A 20475-nucleotide genomic window follows, 5' to 3' on the forward strand; every position below is an offset into this window, starting at 1 on the left:
CTTAGGCGCGGGTGACACCCAGCCCGAGGGACTTCCCGGCGAGGGAATCGCGGCGGGTGAGCAACTTCTCGGCGATCTCCCCGATGGCCTGCGCGGCGGGGGAGTCCGGGTCCGAGATGGCGATGGGGGTGCCGGCGTCGCCGTGGGCGCGGAGGGCGGGATCCAGCGGGATCTGGCCCAGCAGCGGCACCGCGCCGCCGGTGAGCACGGAGAGGCGCTCTGCCACGTGCTGGCCGCCGCCGGAGCCGAAGACGTCGAGGGTCGAGCCGTCGGGAAGCACCATGGCGGCCATGTTCTCGATGACCCCGGCGACGCGCTGGCGGGTCTGCTGCGTGATGGAGCCGGCGCGCTCGGCGACCTCGGCGGCCGCCGCCTGCGGGGTGGTGATGATGAGCAGCTCGGCGTTGGGCACCAGCTGCGCCACGGAGATGGCCACGTCACCGGTGCCCGGGGGCAGGTCGAGGAAGAGGAAGTCCAGGTCGCCCCAGAAGACGTCGGCGAGGAACTGCTGGATCGCGCGGTGCAGCATGGGCCCGCGCCACACGACGGGGGCGTTGCCGTCGACGAAGTGGCCGATGGAGATGAGCTTCACGCCGTGGGCGATCGGCGGCATGATCATGTCGTCGACGGCGGTGGGGCGCTGCTCGGAGCCGAGCAGTCCGGGCACGGAATGGCCGTAGATGTCGGCGTCGAGCACCCCGACCTTGAAGCCGCGCGCGGCCAGCGCCACGGCCAGGTTGACGGTCATCGAGGACTTGCCCACCCCGCCCTTGCCGGAGGCGACGGCGTAGACGCGGGTGGTGGAATCGGGCTGGGCGAAGGGGATCGTCGGTTCCTCGACGCCGCCGCGCAGCGACATGCGCAGTTCACGGCGCTGCTCATCGCTCATGACGTCGGTGGTGACGGTGACGGGGCCGACGCCGGTGATCTCCTCGACCGCGGCCTGCGCGTTGGAGGTGATCGTGGATTTCATCGGGCACCCGGCGATGGTGAGGTACAGGACGACGTCGACCGCATCGTCGTTGATGGCGATCGACTTGACCATCCCCAGCTCGGTGAGGGGCTTGCCGATTTCAGGATCCTCTACGCGGGACAGCGCGCTGCGGACAGCGGATTCGGTGATAGCAGACATGACAGCGTCCATCGTAGTGATTCAGTGCTCGGGGTCGGCCGCCAGGTCGCCCTGGGTGGGCTCGCTGAGGTCCTCGTGGGAGTCGGCGACATCGGCGGAGACGTCGTCGAGCTTCGCCTCGAGGCGCTCGAGGAGGGCACGGAGATCCTCGAGTTCGTGGCGCAGGTAGTCGCGGGAGACCATGTCACCGACAGCCAGGCGCACGCCGGCGAGCTCGCGGGCGAGGAACTCGGTGTCCGCCTTCGTCTGCTCGGCGCGGCGGCGGTCGGCGGAGACGGTCACCTTGTCGCGGTCCTCCTGCCGGTTCTGCGCCAGGAGGATGAGGGGGGCGGCGTAGGCGGCCTGCGTCGAGAAGGCGAGGTTGAGCAGGATGAAGGGGTAGGGGTCCCACTTCCAGATGAACCAGCCGCCGGCGTTGAGGGCGATCCACACGATGACGATGACCGTCTGCCACATGAGGTACTGGCCCGTGCCGAAGAAACGGGCGACCTTCTCGGCTCCGGCGCCGACCGCGTCGTCGTCGAAACGCAGCAGGGTCCGGCGCCGGCCGGCGACGGGGGTGTCCAGGTAATCAGCCACGGGTCACCGCGCCTTTCTTGGCGACGCCCGGACGCAGGCCCTCCGAACGCCAGTCCTCGGGAAGGAGATGGTCGAGCAGGTCATCCACCGCGACCGCCCCGAGGAGGTGGTTGGCCTCGTCGAGGACGGGCCCGCACACGAGGTTGTAGGTGGCGAAGTAACGGGCGGCGGTCTCCTGGTCGTCGTCGGCGTAGAGCGGCGGGAGGTCCGGGTCGAGGATGCCCGACACGAGCGTGGACGGGGGCTCGCGGAGCAGTTTCTGCAGGTGCACGCAGCCCAGGTAGTGGCCGGTCGGCGTGGCGGTCGGCGGGCGGACGACGAACACCATCGACGCCAGGGACGTCGGCAGATCGGGGTCGCGCGCCAGGGCCAACGCCTCGGCCACCGTGGTCTGGGGGGTGAGGATGAGCGGCTCCGGGGTCATGAGCGCGCCGACCGTGTCGGGGGAGAAGCTCATGAGGCGGCGCACCGGGGCGGACTCCTCCGGGTCCATGAGTTCGAGGAGGACCTCGGCCTTGTCGTCGGGAAGCTCCTGGAGGATGTCGGCGGCGTCGTCCGGGTCCATCTCCTCGAGGACGTCCGCGGCACGCTCGATGTCGAGGGTCTCCAGCAGCTCCGCCTGGTGATCCTCCGGCATCTCCTGGAGGATGTCGGCGAGGCGCTCGTCGTCGAGCTCGTTGGCCAGCTGGTGGCGCTCGGCGCTGGGCATCTCGTGGAGGATGTTCGCCACGTCCGCCGGGCGCATCTGATCGAAACCGGCCAGCCGCTCCGCCATCTGGTCGGCCACCCCGGTCCCGCCCGCGGACAGGCCGTGGATGTGGGAGAACAACGGGGTGTACAGGCTGGGGGCGCGACCGAACTTCGGGCGGGCCCCGAACACCGCCACCTTGGAGATGATCCAGTCGCGGGAACGGGTGCGCTCCAGCTCGACATCGGCGATCTCCACCGCCCGGCCGTGCAGGTGGGGCAGCTCCGGGTCGTCCGTGTGCACCTTCGCGCCAATGAGGTCACCGGAGACGGTGAGCTCGCCGGAACGGACCTGGAAGGCACGCATCGACACCGACCCGGTCGCCAGGGTGATGTCCCCGGGCTCGATGGCGGCGATGCGCAGCATGGGCACGAAGATGCGGCGGCGGTTGACCAGCTCGACGACCACGCCCAGGGCACGGGAGGTACCGGCGGAGCGGATGGTGACCACCACATCGCGGACACGGCCGATGGGGTCGAGGTCGGGGCCTCGGACCTGCAGGCCGATCAAACGGCCCGCGTACACACGGGTGACAGCACTCATGCGTCCAATTCTAGACCGGAACCAAACGGGCCCCTGCGACGTTGTCCGGATATGAGCCCTGAGTTGCGTTCCCGCCCCACCGGCTGGCCGGTCGGTAGTTTCGATTCCTACGCGGACGCGCAGGCGGCGGTGGACAAGCTCTCGGACCTGGCGTTCCCCGTCAAGGAACTGACCATCGTCGGCGTCGACCTCATGGAGGTCGAGCGCGTCAGCGGGCGCCTCACCTGGCCGCGCGTGCTCGCCGGGGGAGCGGTGTCCGGGGCCTGGATCGGCCTCTTCTTCGGCCTGCTGTTCACCTTCCTGGGGGAGGGGATCGCCGCGCCGCTCACCCTCGGCCTCATCATGGGTCTGGTCTTCGGTGTGGTCTCCGCGGCCGTACCTTATGCGCTGTCCGCCGGGCGCCGCGACTTCACCTCCCGCACCGAGATCGTCGCCGGGCGCTACGACATTCTCTGCGACCCGGCCCGGGCGACTGAGGCCCGCGACATCATCGCCCGCTCCGGCCTGGCCCGACGTCCCTCGCCGGAGGGGTAGAATCCGGGGCCATGAGCTTTCCCCTCCGCCCCCTCGCCCTCGCCCTGGCCGGGGTGGTCACCCTCGCCGGGTGCGCCGACGCCGAACCCGCCCGCCGCGCCAACCCGGACCACACGCGTCCGGTGGTCATCTCCGTGAGCGCGAACTCCGCGGAACAGCTCATCCTCGGCGAGATCTACCTGCAGACCCTGCAGAAGCAGCACCGGGAGGTCAGCCTCGACATCGAGGCGGACAGTGAGCAGCGCACCCGCCTGGAACGCCTCCAGGAGGGGCAGGCGGACCTCGTCATCGGCTGCACCGGCATGTACCTCACCGACCTTGACCCCGGCCGCGCCGCCGAGCTGGCGGCGGATATCGAGGCCGACGAGGTCGAGGACCCCGCCGACGAGACCTACCGCGAGTACCTCGGTGCCCTGTCCGGCGGCTTCACCTCCCCGGACCCCTCCTCGGCGCAGGGCTGCGCGGAGATCGTGGCGCGGGAGAACATGCCCGATCTCCCGCAGAGCATCGTGCCCACCTACAGCCGGGACCTCTTCGACCGGGACGAGCTCAAGGCTCTCACCGATGTCACCCGTTTCCTCACCACGGACGAGATCGCCACCCTCGTGAAGGAGGCGCGGGAGAAGTCCTCGGCCTCCTCCGTGGTGGAGGCGTGGATGCCGATCTAGGAAGCACACCCGGAAAAACACCACGGGCCTGCCCCCGCAATGGGGGCAGGCCCGTTGTTCGGCCGGGAGCTGACTTACTGGGCGAAAGCCTCGTCGATCAGCTGGGCCTGCTCGAGCTGGTGGACCTTGGCCACACCGGTCGAGGTGGAGGACTGCGCACGACGCGAGATGCGACGCATCGGGGGCATGCCCGGGATGAGGTTGCGCAGGTGCTCGTTGTAGAACGGCCACGGACCCTGGTTGGCCGGCTCGTCCTGGACGAAGCGGATCTCCTCGACGTTCGGGTAGTTGTCGAAGGCGTCGGAGAGGCGGTTGAACGGGATCGGGTGCAGCATCTCGATGCGCACGATCGCGATGTCCTCGCGCTTGTCCTTCTTGCGGCGCTTCTCCAGCTCGTAGTAGACCTTGCCGGAGCACAGCAGGATGGTGGTCACCTTGTCGGCGTCGCCGATGACGTTGTTGTCACGGTCGACCAGACGCGGGTCGTCGATGACGGACGCGAAGGAGGTCACCTCGGTGAAGTCCTCGGTGGAGGACGCGGCGTCCTTGAGGCGCAGCATCGACTTCGGGGTGAACACGACCAGCGGGCGGCGCATCGCTCCGAGAGCGTGACGACGCAGCAGGTGGAAGTGGTTCGCCGGGGTCGACGGCTGCGCGACGGTCATGGAACCCTCGGCGCACAGCTGCAGGAAACGCTCGATGCGGGCGGAGGAGTGGTCCGGGCCCTGGCCCTCGTAGCCGTGCGGCAGGAGGAGGATGAGGCCGGAGGTCTGGCCCCACTTGGCCTCGCCGGAGGAGACGTACTCGTCGATGATGGTCTGGGCGCCGTTGGCGAAGTCACCGAACTGTGCCTCCCACGCGACGACGGCGTCCTGGTTGCCCACGGTGTAGCCGTACTCGAAGCCCATGCCGGCGTACTCGGTCAGCGCGGAGTTGTACACGAGGAAGCGGCCGCCGTTGCCCTCTGCCTGGGCGAGGTCGTTGAGCGGGTTGTACTCGTTGCCGTTGCGCGGGTCGATCGGGATGGCGTGGCGCTGGGTGAAGGTACCGCGGCGGGAGTCCTCACCGGCCAGGCGCACGAGGCGACCGGAGTTGGCCAGGGAGGAGAAGGCGATGAGCTCGCCCCAGCCCCAGTCGATGCCGCCTTCGAGGACGGACTCGGCGCGACGCTTGGCCACCGGTGCGACACGCGGGTGGAACTCGAAGCCCTCCGGCGGGTTGGCGTAGGCCTGGCCGATCTCGACGAGCTCCTCCCGGGTGATGGAGGTGTTGAGGCCGCGGGTGAGCTCCTGGGAGCCGGTGATGCCGGTCTGCTCCTGCGGGCCGGCCTTCTCGGCCTCCTTGACCTCGTTGAAGACGGACTCCATCTGGTCGTGGAAGTCGCGTGCCGCGATCTCGGCGTCCTCGGCGGAGAGGTCACCACGGCCGACGAGGTCGTCGGTGTAGCGGGCACGGACCGACTTGCGGTCGGAGATGAGGTCGTACATGAGCGGCTGGGTCATCGACGGGTCGTCGGCCTCGTTGTGGCCGCGGCGGCGGTAGCAGATGAGGTCGATGAAGACGTCCTTGCCGAAGCGACGGCGGTACTCGGTGGCCAGCTGGCCGACCCAGACGACAGCCTCCGGGTCGTCGCCGTTGACGTGGAAGACGGGGCAGTCGAAGCCCTTGGCCACGTCGGTGGCGTAGTGGGTGGAGCGGGAGGAGTCCGGGGTGGTGGTGAAGCCGATCTGGTTGTTCACCACGATGTGGACGGTGCCGCCGACGGTGTAGCCGCGCAGGCCGTAGAGGTTGATCGTCTCCTGGACGATGCCCAGGCCGGCGAAGGAGGCGTCGCCGTGCAGCATGAGCGGCATGACGGTGAAGCCGTCCTCGCCCTTGTCCAGCAGATCCTGCTTGGCGCGGGCGATGCCCACCATGACCGGGTCGACGGCCTCGAGGTGGGAGGGGTTGGCGGTGAGGGAGACCTTGATCTCGCCGTCGCCGAACATCTGCAGGTGGGTGCCCTCGGAGCCGAGGTGGTACTTCACGTCACCGGAGCCGCCGATCTGGCCCTGGGTGATGTTGCCCTCGAACTCGTTGAAGATCGTGGCGAGCGACTTGCCCACGATGTTGAACAGCACGTTGAGGCGGCCACGGTGCGGCATGCCGATGACGACCTCGTCGAGGCCCTGGCCGGCGGCGGTGTCGATCGCGGCGTCCATGAGCGGGATGAGGGACTCGGCGCCCTCGAGGGAGAAGCGCTTCTGGCCGACGTACTTGGTCTGCAGGAAGTTCTCGAAGGCCTCGGCGGCGTTGAGCTTCTGCAGGATGTACTTCTGCTCGGCGCCGGTCGGCTTGGGCATGCCGGCCTCGAGGCGGTCCTGCAGCCACTCGCGCTCGTCGCGGTCGAGGATGTGGGTGTACTCGGAGCCGACCTTGAGGGTGTAGGCGGCGCGCAGGCGGGAGAGCACCTCGCGCAGGGTCATGGACTCCTTGCCGCCGAAGCCGCCGACGTGGAAGGTGCGGTCGAGGTCCCAGATGGTCAGGCCGTGGGTCTCGATCTCCAGGTCGCGGTGGTCCGGCACGGGCATGCCCGGCTGGATCCAGTTGAGCGGGTTGGTGTCGGCGATGAGGTGGCCGCGGGAGCGGTAGGCCTCGATGAGCGCCATGACGCGGGTGTTCTTGTCGATGCCGCGGTCCGGCAGATCCTGTCCCCAGCGCATCGGGGAGTAGGGGATGTTCATCCGCTCGAAGATGTGGTCCCAGAACTTGTCGTCGACAAGCAGCTGCGACATGGTGCGCAGGAACTCGCCGGACTCGGCGCCCTGGATGACACGGTGATCGTAGGTGGAGGTGATGGTGACCAGCTTGCCCACGCCCAGCTCGGCGAGGCGATCCTCGGAGGCGCCGGCGAACTCGGCCGGGTAGTCCATGGAGCCGACGCCGATGATGGTGCCCTGGCCCTTGGTCAGGCGGGGCACGGAGTGGCGGGTGCCGATGCCACCCGGGTTGGTCAGCGAGACGGTGACACCCTGGTAGTCGTCGAGGGTGAGCTTGCCGACGCGGGAGCGGTCGACGATGTCCTCGTAGGCGGCGATGAACTCATCGAACGCCATCGACTCGGTCTCCTTGATGGCGGCGACGACGAGGGCGCGGGAGCCGTCCCGCTGCGGGAGGTCGATGGCGAGACCGATGTTGATGTGCTCCGGGGTGACGACGGAGGGCTTGCCGTCCTTGACCTCGTAGGAGACGTTCATGTCCGGGTGGGCCATGATCGCCTTCACCATGGCGTAGCCGATGATGTGGGTGAAGGAGATCTTGCCGCCGCGGGTACGGGCCAGGTGGTCGTTGACCATGGCGCGGTTCTCGAACATGAGCTTGACCGGCATGTCGCGCACGGAGGTCGCGGTGGGGACCTCGAGGGACTCGTCCATGTTCTTGGCGATGGCCTTGAACAGGCCGCGCAGCGGCTTGACGCCGGCCTCGGGGGCCGGGGTGTTGGCGGCGCGGTCGATCGGGGAGACCGGCTTCTTCCGGGCGGGGCGGCCGGCGGCCGGCGCTTCCTTCTTGGTGGTGGCCTGGGCGGCCTTCGCCTGTTCCGTCACGACGGTCGTGCGCTCCTCGGTCTTGTCGGAACCGATGGGGCCGGCGTCCGGCACGGAGATCGGCTCCCGGGTCTGGGTGGGCTTCTGCGGGGCTGCAGCATCAACGGTCGCCGGGGCGCCGTTCTTCTCGAACAGCTCCCGCCATTCGTCGTCCACGGACTGGGGGTCCTTCTGGAACTGCTGGAACATCTCGTCTACCAGCCACTCGTTCGGGCCGAAAGTACTTGCGCTGCTCACGGCAGGTGCTCGCCTCATTTCATTGCTTTATGTTGCAGTCGTCTTGCCAACAATAATTGTCCACTACAGGGTAGCGTGAGCATACCCTTCAACCAGCACTGCAGGGGGCGTTTCTTCACCCCCGTTATCGGTGCGCCCGCCACAGTCCGGCGTACACACCCTCACGGTCCAACAGGTGGTTGTGTGATCCGTCCTCGATGATACGTCCCTTATCGACGACGAGGATTCTGTCGGCCCGCGCGGCCGTCGCCAGACGGTGCGCCACGACGACGGAGGTGCGCCCGCGGGTGACCCTGTCGGAGGCGTCGAGGACGGCGGCCTCGGTGGCGGGGTCGAGGGTGGCGGTGGCTTCGTCGAGAAGCATGACGTCAGGCTGCAGAAGCTCGGCGCGGGCCAGGGCGATGAGCTGTCGCTGGCCGGAGGACAGGCCGCGCCCGCGCTCGCCGATGGGGTGACGGAAGCCACCCGGGATGCCCGCAATGATATCGAGCGCACCGATGCGGCGGACCGCCTCCTCGACCTCTGCGTCGCTTGCCGACGGCCGCCCGTAGGCGATGTTCTCCGCCACGGTGCCGATGAACAGGTGGGCCTCCTGCGGCACCTGCGCGACGGCGCGCCGCCACAGCGGCAGCGGGAACTCGCGGATGTCGGTGCCGCTGGCGCGTACCTCGCCGCTGGCCGGGTCGTAGAAGCGGGCGAGGAGTTTCACCACGGTCGATTTGCCGGCCCCGGTCGGACCCACGAGGGCGACGGTGGTGCCGGGCGTGAGGTGGAGGTCTATTCCCTCGGCGACAAGCGGTCCGTCCGGGGAGTAGGCGAAGTCGACGTCCTCGAGGGCCAGGGGCCCGCGGGCGGCGCCGGCGGCGTCTCGTCGGGTGCCGGTGTCGGGGACGGAGGGGCGTTCGGCGAGCAGCTCGGTGATGCGGCGGAAGCCGACGCTCGCCTGCTGCCAGGAGTCGAAGATCTGCCCCAGCTGCTGGATCGGCCCGTAGAGCTGGGCGAGGTACATGACGAAGGCGACGAGGACGCCCGCGCTGAGATCGCCTGCGGCCACGCGCGTGGCCCCGACGCCGAGGACGAGGGCGGTGGTGATCTGCGAGATCGCGTTGACGCCCGGGAAGTAGATCGCCACGGCCGTCTGCGCGCGGGTGCGCAAGCGCCGGTAACGCTCCGATTCAGCCGTGAACTCGGCCAGTGCCAGCGGGGTTCGGCCGTGCATCTGCGCGGTGCGCAGGCCGTTGATGTTCTCCTGGAAGGAGGCGTTGACGGTGGAGATCTGCTCCCGCGCCCGCGTGTACAGACGGGAGGAGATGCGCCGGAACACCAGGGTGGCGGCGAGGATGAGCGGGATGGCGGCGACAGCCACCAACGAGAGCCCGGCGTCGGTCCACGCCAGCATGGCGATGATGCCGAACAGCGTGCCCACCGACACGATCGCCTGCGCCAGGCCGGTCTGCAGGAAGGAACTGAGGGTGTCGATGTCGGTGGTCATGCGCGTCATGATCCGCCCCGACACGTTCGACTCGTAGAAACTCATGCTCAGCCGCTGCAGATGCGCGAAGGAGCGCAGCCGCAGCCCGTAGAGCAGGCGCTCGCCGGTCCGCGCGGTGAGCACGACGAGCAGGCTCGCCGCCGCCCAGCTGAGCACGACCACGCCGAGGCCGCCGAGGGCGATGCGCCACAGCGTGCCCATGTCGCCGGTGGCCACGCCGTGGTCGACGGCCCAGCGCATGAGGGTGGGGAAGGCGAGGTCGGTCACCACGCCCACCACCAGCAGCGCGATGACGCCGATGAGCAGCCCGCGGACCGCGGCGAAGAGCTCGCGCACCTTGAAGGTCGCGCGGTCGGCGCGCAGGTGCCCGGCGTCCAGGCGCGGCTCCTCCGTGGCCGGAGGCAGCTTATCGACGCGCGCCAGCAGCTCCGGCGTCGCCGAGATGTTGCCCATACCACGGCCGCCGACGCCTGCTCCCCGGCCCATGCCGCCCTGGGTGGAGATGTGCTCGGTGCGCTCCCGGGTGACGCCCGCCGGCCACAGCTGGGCGTGGGTGGGCTCGGGGACGGCGGAGCGGTCCGGCAGGGGAGGCGGGGTGGGGTCCATGATGCGGAGGTAGCGGGGGTCGTCGATAAGCGCGGCGAGGGAATCGGCGACGGTGAGATGACCGGCGTCGATGATGGCGACCCGCTCCGCCAGATCGAGGGTGGACTGGCGGTGGGCGACGGCGAGCACCGTGACATCCCGGAGCTCCGCGCGCAGGCCGGCGAGGATGCGGGCCTCGGTGGCGGCGTCGATGGCGGAGGTGGCGTCGTCGAGGATGAGGATCCGCGGGCGGGCGAACAGCGCCCGGGCCAGGGCGATGCGCTGGCGCTGGCCGCCGGAGAGCGTGAGCCCGCGCTCGCCGACGACGGTGCCCAGGCCCGCGGGGAGGCGGTCGATGAACTCGGTGGCCTGCGCGAGGTCCGCGGCCCGCCGGATCTCGGCGTCGGTGGCCGGGGCGCCCATGGCGATGTTGTCGCGGATGGTGGAGGAATAGAGGAAGGCCTCGTCGAAGACGACGGTGACGGCGCCGCGGAGATCCGCGCGGGCGAGGGTGTCATACGGCAGGGTGCGGTCCCCGGAGGTCAGGGCCAGGGAACCGGCGTCCGGGCGGTAGAAGCCGCCGGCCAGCTGCACGGCCATCGACTTGCCGGAACCGGCGGGCCCGATGAGCGCGAGGGTCTCGCCGGGGGCGACGTCGAGGGAGAGGTCGTCGAGGACGCGGTGGCCGGCGGTGTCGAAGGTGACGGCGTCGAAACGCAGGCCCAGCGGGCCGTCGGGCAGCGGCGTCGGATCAGCCGGGTCGGTGTGCGCGGGGGACATGTCGAGGATCTCGGCGATGCGGTCGAGGGAGGCCAGGCCCATCTGGAAGGTGACGAGCATGCCGGAGAGCATCCCCACCAGGTGCGTCATGGTGGTGAGGTAGACGGAGAAGGCGAAGAAGGTGCCCACCGTGATGCGGCCCTCCATGACCAGCCAGCCGCCGAGGAGGATGTTGACCACCAGGGCCAGCTGCGGGAGGTTCTGCAGCAGCGGCTGGAAACGGGCCATGAGCTTCGCGGCCCGCATCTTGGCGGCGAAGAGGGTGCGGCCGAGTTCGTCGAGGCGGTCCACCTCGCGCTCCTCCTGGGCGAAGGCCTTGACCACGCGCACGCCGGTGACGGTCTGCTCGACGTGGGTGGCCAGGTCCGCGGCGGACTGCTGGGCGACCCACGTCGCGGCATACATGGAACGCCGCGCCAGCACCGCCACGCCGACGATGAGCGGCATGAACGCCAGCGCGATGACGGTGAGCAGGGGAGAGACCCACAGCATGACGCCGGCGGTGATGACCAGCTGCACCACGTTGCCGAGGGCCATCGGACCCATCGCGACCAGGCCCTGCGTGGCGTTGAGGTCCGAGATGGAGCGGGAGACGATCTGGCCGGTGACCAGTTGGTCCTGCCCGGGGCCGTCGAGACGCTGCAGGCGGTCGAGGATGCGCACGCGCAGGGTGTGCTGGGTGTCTATCGACAACCTGCCCGCGGTGTAGCGGCGCAGGAACTGGCTGAGGTAGCGCGCCAGGGCCACCCCGATGAGGCTGAGGATGATCACCCGCAGGGAGGTGTCCGCCGCGGCGGACTCACCGGCCCCGAGTGCGACGTCGACGGCGGAGCCGGTGAGCAGGGGAATGGTGATCTCGAAGAGGACGGCGGCGATCGTCGCCACGAGGGTGACGGCGACGATGCCGCGGCGGGCCCGCAGGGCGTCGAGAAGCTCCGCTATGCCGGAGTGCCGCCGCAATTAATCACCCGCGACCGGGGAGGCGAAGGAGGCCGGGACCATGCCGAGTGATTCGCGGGTGTTCGCGATGACCGCGCGTGTGAGCTTGCGGTTGGCGATGGTGCCCGCGATCGCGCCGATGCCCAGCGGCATGAGCTTGCCCAGCCACACGCGGCGCAGGCGCTTGGAGAAGTTCTTCAGCGCCAGGCGGATGAGGCGGTTGTTCACCTCGGTGAGGCGCGGGGCGGAGAAACGGGCGACCGTCGACAGGGTCGGCAGCCCCTTGGACATGCCGACGTCCCCGACGAACGCATCCACCACGGCGGAACCCTTGGCGCCGAGCAGGGAGACCAGGATGAGCGCCTTGCGGCGGTCCCGGTTGCCCACATCCACCCCGCGCAGGTGGGCGCTGGCGATGGTGTACCAGGCGGCGGCGTCGAGGAAGACGACGGATTCCCCGGCGATGGCGGCCGCCCCGGTGAAGAACCCGATACCCGGGATCGCGGCGGCGGCGCCCGCCCCGGCGCCGGTGCCGGTGGCGATGCGCAGGAAGTGCTTGTCGATGAGCTCCTGGATTTCCGCCGGCGAGGCGTCCGGGTTCTTGCGACGCAGGCGATCGACGTAGGCCGTGATGGCGGAGGACTGGAAGGACACGGCCTTGTCGAGGGCCCGGATGAGCGCGCGACCGGTGGGTCCGGCACCGGCCTCGAGGGTGTGCGGATCCGAGCTGAGGCCGTCGGTGATGGTCTGCTCCGGAGTCTCGGTGTGGGTGGGGCGGGACTTCATGAGGGCCATGGACGCTCCTTAGGTTGTTATTGTCCGTTTCGCATCAATATCACATACTTTAACGGCGTTTCCCGGTGGTTTGTTCCCTAATCGGTGTTGGCGAAATCCTCCGCCGCCGCCACCTGTTCCGGGGTGGGACGCACGCCCGTGTAGAGCGCGAACTGCTCCGCGGCCTGCAGGGCGATGACCTCCCCGCCGTTGATGGTGGGCACCCCGAGTCGCTCGGCGGCCCGGATGAGCGGGGTGTGCACCGGGTACGCCACGACGTCGAAGACGAGGGAGGCGGCCGCGATCTCGGCGTCGGAGAAGGCCTGTTCCTCGGCGGCGTCGCCGTGCATGCCCAGGGGTGTGACGTTGACCAGCAGCTGCGCACCGGCGGGGACCTCCGTGGAGTGCTCCCAGCCGTAGAGCTCGGCCAGCGCCGGGCCGGTGTCCGCGTTGCGGGCCACGATGGTGCCGGCGTGCCCGTGATCCGCCAGCGCCGCGACGACCGCGTTGGCCATCCCGCCGGAACCGCGCACCGCCACCGTGAGCGCCGGATCGACGCCGTGGGATTTGAGCAGGGACGCGACCGCGACATAGTCGGTGTTGTACCCGACCAGTTCACCGTCGGTGTTGACGATCGTGTTGACCGCGTTGATGCGCTCCGCGGAGGGGTCGAGGGCGTCGATGAGCGGGATGACGTCCTGCTTGTAGGGCATCGACACACCCGCCCCGCGGATCCCCAGTCCCCGGATACCGGCCACCGCGGCCGTGATGTCCGTCGGCGCCACCGCCTTGTACAGGTAATTGAGCCCCAGCTCCGCGTACAGCCAATTGTGGAAGCGCACCCCGTGGTTGCTGGGACGGGCGGCCAGGGAAATGCACAGCGCGGTTTCGCGGTCGACGTAGTTCACCATGCTCACTACCGTAGTGGTCATGGCCTCCATTGACACCCCGCACTCCGCGGGGCCGCAGGTGCGCACCACCGCCGGAGTGGTCCGCGGGCTCGTCGATGAATTCCCCGGAATCCGCACCTGGCGCGGCGTGCCCTTCGGCGCCTCCACCGGCGGGGACAACCGCTTCCGCGCCCCCCGCCGCCCCCGGCCCTGGCGCGGAGTGCGCGACGCCACCCGCTTCGGGCCCGTCGCCCCGCAACCCACCTACTCGTGGACCGACCGCGTCGTCGGTGCCGAGAACTGCCTCCACCTCGACATCGTCCGCCCCGATACCGACGAGCAGCTGCCCGTCGTCGTCTACCTGCACGGCGGTTCCTTCATCATGGGCTCCTCCCACGAGCCGATGCTGCGCGGCCACCAGTTTGCCCGCGCCGTCAACTGTGTCTACGTCTCCGTCAACTTCCGACTCGGCGCGCTCGGCTACCTCGACCTGCGCTCCATCGGCGACGACTGTGTGGCTAACCCCGCCCTCCGCGACCAGCTCCTGGCCCTGCAGTGGGTGCAGTCCAACATCGCCCAGTTCGGCGGCGACCCGACGTCCGTGACCCTCATGGGCGAATCCGCCGGCGGCTCCGCCGTGGCCACCCTCATGGCCGCCCCCTCCGCCCGCGGACTGTTCCACCGCGCCATCGCCCAGTCCCCGCCCCTGGCCATGGTGCATTCCCGCGCGCAGTCCGAGCTGTGGGCCCGCGAACTCGTCTACCGCATGGCCCTGCCCCGCCAGGCCACACTCCGGGACCTGCGCGCCGAGCATCCCCACGACCTGGTCCGCGCCGGGCAGTCCATGATGTGGCGCGGCCAGGGGTTCATGCACCTCAACTCCACCTACGCCCCGACCGTCGACGGCACCCTCCTGCCCTCCCACCCCCTGACCGCCTTCGCGGCGGGGGAACAGGCGCAGGTCCCGCTGCTGCTGGGGACGAACTCGGACGAGGCGAGCTTCTCCAAGCTCTTCTACATGCGCACCTCCGCCCGCTCCCGGGCGGCGTTACGCCTGCTCAGCGCCTTCGACTCTGTCGAAGCCCACCGTGTCCTCGAGGCCTACTCCGGCGCCTCCGAACGCGGGGAGTTCGCCGAGCTGCTTGCCGACGCCCTCTTCTGGGCCCCCTCCGTTCGCCTCGCCACCGGCCACAACCCACTCGCCCCGACCTGGATGTACCGCTTCGATTACGCCCCCGCCGCCCTGCGCTGGCTCGGCCTGGGAGCCATGCACTCCCTCGAACTCTCCGCCATCTTCGGCGACCCGGGAGCCTCCCGCACCTCCGGCGTCACCCGCTTCGGCGGCATGGAGGGCATGGCCGAACTCACCGACCGCATGCAGTACCACTGGGGCCAGTTCATCCACCACGGGCGCCCCGGCTCCGAGTGGCCCCCCTACGGACCCCCGACCGACGACTCCCCGGCCCGCGCCACCATGGTCTTCGACGACCCGACCCGCGTGGAATACGACCCCAAGGCCGCCCAGCGCCGCGCCTGGGCCGACTTCGACATGACCGAGTGGGGCAACGGCGTCCCCGACCTGCTCCAGCAGCTGGGGTTGTTGGTGGGGACGCCGCCGGTGTGAGGGGGTTTGAGGTTGGTGGGGTGGCGCCGGGGTGAACCTGAAAAGCTGACATGGCCGGGTGAGGGCGAGGTCAAAACCCCAGGTGGGCAATGGTGCTATGTCAGGGAATCAGGCGGGCTGGGTTGGTGGGGTGGGGTGGCGCCGGGGTGAACCTGAAAAGCTGACATGGCCGGGTGGGGGTGAGGCCAAATCCCCAGGTGGGCATTGGTGCTATGTCAGGGAATCAGGCGGCCCGCGCCGGGGCCGAGGCCAGTGCTCTGATGTGGGAGGCGAGCGAAGCGGGATCGGCAACCATCCCGGCGGTGATGCGCAGCCCGGTCCAACTCCACGAGGTCAGGTGCGCCGTGATGGTGGAATCCTGGTCCCGACGCTCGCGCAGCAGGTGGTGATCCCCGTCGTAGTAGAGGTAGCGGCGCGCAGCGACATCGGCGAGATCGAGGACGGTGAGGAGTGTGCGGCTGGTGTCATCGACCCCGGGCTCACCCACGGTGCCGTCCGTGTACACCGGCACCTGCGACTGCCACTGGTACTCCGGCGCACAGTCCCGAGCGATGAGGCGGATGAGGGTCTCAGGCGGGGAATCGGCACCGTCGTCGGACAGCCGCACAAGACGTTCCACGGTCCGCCCGTTGACCAGTCCGCGCAGTCCTTCCCGGAGATGTTCGGGGGTGAGGTGGAATTCCCGGCGAAAACGATCGATGATCTGCACCGCACGCACCATGGGGGCATCCACAGCCAGGCCCGGGGGCGTGTGCCAGCGGTGCTCCTCCCCGAAAACGGCGCGGAGACAGTGGGCCAGGGTGAGCATCGGTGGGGTGACCAGGAGGGTGTGCTCGGCGAGGCCGATACTCCACGTCGATAAGCAACTGCGGACCTGATGCTGGGAGGGGACGCGGAGGTCGTCGGTGAGATGCAGCTTGTTCCGGTTGAGAACAAAGGCATCGGCGCCGTCGGCGAAATCTGTGATCCCCAGCAGGGCGGCGGCGCTGAAGTGGGAGGCGATCCACGTCGGGTGTTCCCGCAGGTGGGCGATGATGCGGGTGCGCGCGTCAGCCCGGTACTGCATGGTCCGCGGATGGCTGGCGGCGTCGTGGGCAACTAGGCCACGGGGGCGGGCCTGGTCGGGGGTGATGCCGTGCCGAGCACTCACCGGAACCAGGCGCGCCGGGCCCAGCGGGACGGGAAGTGGAAACGGGGCAGTGTTGAGCTGCATCCCGTCCTGGGCCGGAAGGCGACCGAGTCCTCCGGCGATGAGTTCATCGATTCTGTCTCCCTGGTACTTCATGGTCCCCTTCGTCTGGTGTACGTGCCGTCAGTGTTATTGGATTGCCGCCGGGCCAGGAAGGTTCCCCGGCGGAGTGCTTTCGGCCGGAAACGGGTGGTTTCGGCAGGTCGAGTCGGCGATCGGGGAGGGACTTCGGCCACCCGCACACGTTCACCCGAATTGCTGGGCAGGACTCCGCCCACGCGGCTAGGCTGGTTCCGGATTGCCGTTGGCGGTCACCGCGTCACCGAGAGAACAACCGGGAAGGGAACCACCACCATGAGCTTCTTCGAGGACATTGCCGCCGCACTGGACAATGAGGGCATCGAGTCCCGGGTGCACGACGACACCATGTTCGTGCCGATCACCTCGGACCTGGAGATCCAGTTCGTGGAGATCGATCCCCACATGCCTGCCGCCAACGTCTACATCGCCGCCGCCGATGTCGACGAGGATGACGAAGATTTCGAGGCCGTGCTGGTCTCCGTCGTCTTCTCGGTGGAGGACGCTGTCGCCACCGTCGCCCGCCACGTGGCCACCGACCAGGTGGTCACCGTGCTGCGTGACCTGCTCGAGGGCACGGATGAGCGCATCGGCGACCTGGAGTTCTACCAGGACGCCATCAACGCGAACCTGGTCCGCGCCGAGGTGGGCAACAACTCCGAGCTGCAGGTGCTCGTCGAGGTGGTCGAGGGTGTGCCCTCGGCACTGGTCCAGTTCGTGGCCATCGGGGAGTCCTTCGAGGACCTCATCGACCAGGCCATCGATGAACTCTGGGAGTCCGACGGTGATGCCCAGCTCACCGAGGAGGACCGCCAGCGGATGTTCGCCGACCTCACCGCCGAGGTCGAACTGGCCACCGACGAGGTGCTTGACCTCGGCGTATTCACCGACTTCGACCGGCTTTTCGACGTCATCTCCCTCGCCGCCGACCAGGCCGAGGACTGGGAGGAGCAGCTCGTCCCCTTCGATGAGGACGAGTTCGATGAGCCCGACGTCTACGACATCTTCGGCGCCGACGAGGACGACGAGGAAGATGAGGACGATGACGAAGACTTCGACGAGGATTTCGACGATGACCATGACGAGGCCTGATCCCGCCCGGTACGGAGTCCCCGGGGCAGTTAAGATGCCCCTGGGTACGTGGCGTGCGCGGACCTTGTGAGAGTCCTGTTGTCGAAGTGAACTGAGAGTGATGACTCGTGGCATTGACCTCGAAGTTTCCGGTGTCCCTCATCCGTGAGCAGATCGCTCGCGCCCGCCAGCGCCCGCCGCTGGAGGAGCGTCTTGCTGCGGTCGACCGCAAGGTCGAGCAGATGCCGAAGCTCGGCGACGTCTCCCTGGCTCTGGAGCGGGCGGACTCCTCCTTCCGGCACGTGTTCGTCACCGGGGCGCTGGATCCCGATTCGCGTTTCGCCTCCGGATCGGTGACGAAGCTGTTCACCCACGCCATCATCTTCCGGCTCATCGATGAGCGGAAGATCAGCTATGACACCGCCATCGCCTCCCGCGTGCCCGCCGGCTCTCTCGACGGGCTGCATGTCATCCGGGGTGAGGACTACGGTTCCGAGATCACGGTGCGCCACCTCCTCGACCAGACCTCCGGCCTGGCGAGCTGGGAGGATACCCGTGATCCGGGGGGACGCGATGTCATCGACCAGATCGTCGACTGGGATCGCGTGGTCAGCGTGGACGAGCAGATGGAGACCGCGGCAGACAGCGGGGCGAAGTTCGCCCCCGGCCACGGCAATCGGGCGCACTTCTCGGATCTCAATGCGGAGCTGCTCAGCCAGGTGGCGCAGCACACCACGGGCAAGACGTTCCAGGAGCTGGCTTTCCAGTACGTGATCACCCCCCTTGAGCTGGAGCACACGACCTTCGTGCGCCCAGGGGTGCACGACTATGCGGAGGTGCACACCTCGAAGCACCCGGTGTGGTCCTCGCGCTACCTGTCCAGTTCTCTCGGTTCGGCGGGCATTCTGTCGACGTCGCTGGATCTGCTCACCTTCATCCGCGCTTTCCATACGGGCAAGCTCTTCGATCTCGGGCACATCCAGAACCCGACCCTGCGCCGGATTCAGCATCGTCCGCTGCGCTACGGCAATGGCATGCTGGCGATGGGGCTGCCGAAGGTGCTCTCACCGCTGGTGCCGGCTCCGCTCATCCTGGGGCACACCGGTGTGCACGGCGCCTTCGCTTTCTACTGCCCCGCGCGTTCGGTGTACATTGCCGGATCCATCAACTCGATTGAAACGCCTCCTTTCGAGGTGATCTACCGCTACCTCGACGCGGTCTGATCCGGCCCTCCTAGGCGGCCGCGCTGAACCCCGCGAACAGTGAGGCGGGGGAGTGGACGGGGTGGAAGGTCGAGTCGACCAACCAGACGAAGGTGGCGGCCCGACCGGAGGGGACCTCATGGACCGCGTCGACGAGGGAGTTCTCCACGAGCGCGCGGACCCACCCCTCGGCACGGACGGGGTCGACCGCGCCGTGCGGCTCGGTGATGCGGATGGTGATGAGGTAGGCCGGTTCGCGGTCCTCTCCGAAGCCGAGGACGCGCGCCTTGACGCGCTCGCTGACCCGGTGGCGGGTGAGCGTCATGGTGAGGCCGTCCGGCAGGGCGCGGCTCGGGGGACGCCAGGCGGCCTGCGGGCGGGCGAGGGAACGGGGATGGTGGAGGATCGACTGCAGGTCGTGGAGGGTGTCCGCGCGGTGGCGGCGCAGGTCGACGGAGATGGAGGAGGGGGTCTGGGGGAGGTGGTTGATCGTCATGGCTCGCACTCTAGAGGCAGGGGACAACACGTATGTTCGACTCTCGAACAACTGTACGACACCCCTCGTCGGCGGCGCAAGGGGGTAGTCTCATTCCTGATATGACAGATCAACAAGTGCGCCCCAGGATCCCCCGGGAGATCTGGGTTCTCGTGGCCGCCGCATTCATCATCGCCCTCGGTTACGGACTCATCGCGCCGATCCTCCCGCAGTTCGCCGTCAGCTTCGACGTCTCCATGGCCGCCGCCAGCGCCGTCGTGTCGGTGTTCGCGGCATCCCGACTGTTCTTCGCTCCGCTGTCCGGCCGGCTTATCGACGCCATCGGGTCCCGCAAGGTCTATCTCACCGGGCTCATGACGGTGGCGGTGACGACCGCGCTCGTCGCCGCGGCGCAGGAGTACTGGCACATCCTGCTGCTGCGCGGCATCGCCGGCATTGGATCGACGATGTTCACCGTCTCCGCGATGGGTCTCATCGTGCGCCTCGCCCCGCCGGAGATCCGCGGGCGGGCCTCGGCTGTCTACGGCACGGCCTTCCTGGTCGGTAACGTCATCGGCCCGGTGGTCGGGGCGGCCTTGGCCATGATCGGTATGCGGGCCCCCTTCGTCATCTACGGAGCCACCGTGGCGCTCGCCGCCTTCGTGGTCTGGTGGCGCATGCCGCGCCGCATCGGCGACGATGCCGGGCAGAAGAAGGGCGCGCAGCCGCCCATGGAGTTCGGTGAAGCCGTGCGCGACAGCGCCTACCGCTCGGCGCTCTTCTCCGGTTTCGCCTTCGGCTGGGTGAACTTCGGTGTCCGGGTGGCCACGCTTCCCCTGTTCGCGGCCGCGATCTTCGAGCACGGCGGGGCCATTGCCGGCCTGGCGATGGCTGCCTTCGCCTTCGGCAACGCCCTGGTCCTCCAGGTCTCCGGGCGCCTGGCGGACAGTATCGGACGGAAGCCGCTGGTGATCTGGGGGCTGGTCATCAACGCGGTCTTCACCGGCGCCATCGGTTTCGCGGACAGCTTCTGGCCGCTCCTCATCGTCTCCGCGCTCTCCGGTGCGGGTGCCGGTCTGCTCAATCCGGCGCAGCAGGCGGTGCTGGCGGATGTCATCGGCAATCAGCGCTCGGGCGGCAAGGTGCTGGCGAACTTCCAGATGTCCCAGGACCTCGGCGCCATCATCGGCCCCATCCTCATCGGCGCGGTCGCGCAGTCCTACGGCTTCGAGGCCGGGTTCCTCATCTGCGGAGTCATCGGGCTCGCGGCGGCCGTCGTGTGGGCTTTCGGTCGTGAGACCCTCGAGGGTGGGCGGGGAGTGCAGCTCCAGAAGGTGGAGTGAGCCGACCC

15 protein-coding genes are annotated in these 20475 nt (G+C 68.9%); 6 read left to right on the top strand and 9 right to left on the bottom strand.

Annotation, left to right across the window (positions count from 1 at the left end; genetic code table 11):
- Position 1 precedes the first annotated feature (1 nt).
- From ACFPUZ_RS06105 to ACFPUZ_RS06115, 3 genes are read right to left on the bottom strand one after another with little or no spacing between them, the layout of a single operon-like run.
- The gene (locus ACFPUZ_RS06105) at positions 2 to 1132 is read right to left on the bottom strand and encodes an Mrp/NBP35 family ATP-binding protein (protein ID WP_377000885.1); all 1131 of its coding nucleotides are present in this window, start codon (positions 1130 to 1132) and stop codon (positions 2 to 4) included.
- 21 nt (positions 1133 to 1153) lie between these two features.
- A complete protein-coding gene (locus ACFPUZ_RS06110) occupies positions 1154 to 1711 on the bottom strand; it encodes a DUF1003 domain-containing protein (RefSeq protein WP_377000886.1) in 558 nt (185 codons plus the stop codon).
- A complete protein-coding gene (locus ACFPUZ_RS06115) occupies positions 1704 to 3002 on the bottom strand; it encodes a magnesium transporter MgtE N-terminal domain-containing protein (RefSeq protein ID WP_377000887.1) in 1299 nt (432 codons plus the stop codon). The genes ACFPUZ_RS06110 and ACFPUZ_RS06115 overlap by 8 nt, the downstream gene beginning before the upstream one ends.
- Before the next feature lie 51 nt (positions 3003 to 3053).
- Between ACFPUZ_RS06115 and ACFPUZ_RS06120 the strand changes: the two genes are divergently transcribed.
- Both ACFPUZ_RS06120 and ACFPUZ_RS06125 read left to right on the top strand, forming a co-directional pair.
- On the top strand, positions 3054 to 3536 hold the full coding sequence (locus ACFPUZ_RS06120; protein WP_377000888.1) for a YflT domain-containing protein: 483 nt from the start codon (positions 3054 to 3056) through the stop codon (positions 3534 to 3536).
- An 11-nt stretch (positions 3537 to 3547) separates the two neighbouring features.
- Positions 3548 to 4204 carry a hypothetical protein gene (locus ACFPUZ_RS06125; protein WP_377000889.1) on the top strand — a complete coding sequence of 219 codons (657 nt, stop codon included), beginning with the start codon at positions 3548 to 3550 and terminating at the stop codon, positions 4202 to 4204.
- Between the two features lie 74 nt (positions 4205 to 4278).
- Here ACFPUZ_RS06125 and ACFPUZ_RS06130 read toward each other — a convergent pair whose 3' ends face one another.
- The 4 genes from ACFPUZ_RS06130 to ACFPUZ_RS06145 form a co-directional block, all read right to left on the bottom strand.
- The gene (locus ACFPUZ_RS06130; RefSeq protein WP_377000955.1) at positions 4279 to 8025 is read right to left on the bottom strand and encodes a multifunctional oxoglutarate decarboxylase/oxoglutarate dehydrogenase thiamine pyrophosphate-binding subunit/dihydrolipoyllysine-residue succinyltransferase subunit; all 3747 of its coding nucleotides are present in this window, start codon (positions 8023 to 8025) and stop codon (positions 4279 to 4281) included.
- A gap of 124 nt (positions 8026 to 8149) precedes the next feature.
- Positions 8150 to 11842, bottom strand: a complete 3693-nt coding sequence (locus ACFPUZ_RS06135; RefSeq protein WP_377000890.1) for an ABC transporter ATP-binding protein — start codon at positions 11840 to 11842, stop codon at positions 8150 to 8152.
- Positions 11843 to 12616: a hypothetical protein gene (locus ACFPUZ_RS06140; RefSeq protein WP_377000891.1), complete on the bottom strand. Its 774-nt coding sequence runs from the start codon at positions 12614 to 12616 to the stop codon at positions 11843 to 11845.
- A gap of 77 nt (positions 12617 to 12693) precedes the next feature.
- Complete coding sequence (locus ACFPUZ_RS06145) at positions 12694 to 13506, bottom strand: shikimate 5-dehydrogenase (RefSeq protein WP_377000956.1); 813 nt, start codon at positions 13504 to 13506, stop codon at positions 12694 to 12696.
- A gap of 19 nt (positions 13507 to 13525) precedes the next feature.
- Between ACFPUZ_RS06145 and ACFPUZ_RS06150 the strand changes: the two genes are divergently transcribed.
- On the top strand, positions 13526 to 15109 hold the full coding sequence (locus tag ACFPUZ_RS06150) for a carboxylesterase/lipase family protein (protein ID WP_377000892.1): 1584 nt from the start codon (positions 13526 to 13528) through the stop codon (positions 15107 to 15109).
- A gap of 223 nt (positions 15110 to 15332) precedes the next feature.
- Here the strand turns inward: ACFPUZ_RS06150 and ACFPUZ_RS06155 are convergent, their stop codons facing one another.
- Entirely contained in the window at positions 15333 to 16394 is a 1062-nt protein-coding gene (locus ACFPUZ_RS06155) for a hypothetical protein (protein WP_377000893.1), read from the bottom strand.
- Between the two features lie 258 nt (positions 16395 to 16652).
- Between ACFPUZ_RS06155 and ACFPUZ_RS06160 the strand changes: the two genes are divergently transcribed.
- Both ACFPUZ_RS06160 and ACFPUZ_RS06165 read left to right on the top strand, forming a co-directional pair.
- Positions 16653 to 17468, top strand: a complete 816-nt coding sequence (locus ACFPUZ_RS06160; RefSeq protein WP_377000894.1) for a hypothetical protein — start codon at positions 16653 to 16655, stop codon at positions 17466 to 17468.
- 107 nt (positions 17469 to 17575) lie between these two features.
- Positions 17576 to 18670: a serine hydrolase domain-containing protein gene (locus ACFPUZ_RS06165; RefSeq protein ID WP_377000895.1), complete on the top strand. Its 1095-nt coding sequence runs from the start codon at positions 17576 to 17578 to the stop codon at positions 18668 to 18670.
- Between the two features lie 10 nt (positions 18671 to 18680).
- Here the strand turns inward: ACFPUZ_RS06165 and ACFPUZ_RS06170 are convergent, their stop codons facing one another.
- A complete protein-coding gene (locus ACFPUZ_RS06170) occupies positions 18681 to 19145 on the bottom strand; it encodes a hypothetical protein (protein ID WP_377000896.1) in 465 nt (154 codons plus the stop codon).
- A gap of 101 nt (positions 19146 to 19246) precedes the next feature.
- Here ACFPUZ_RS06170 and ACFPUZ_RS06175 point away from each other — a divergent pair, with 101 nt between their 5' ends.
- On the top strand, positions 19247 to 20467 hold the full coding sequence (locus ACFPUZ_RS06175) for an MFS transporter (protein ID WP_377000897.1): 1221 nt from the start codon (positions 19247 to 19249) through the stop codon (positions 20465 to 20467).
- Positions 20468 to 20475 lie beyond the last annotated feature (8 nt).

Source organism: Corynebacterium nasicanis, assembly GCF_042658165.1.
Lineage (GTDB): Bacteria > Actinomycetota > Actinomycetes > Mycobacteriales > Mycobacteriaceae > Corynebacterium > Corynebacterium nasicanis.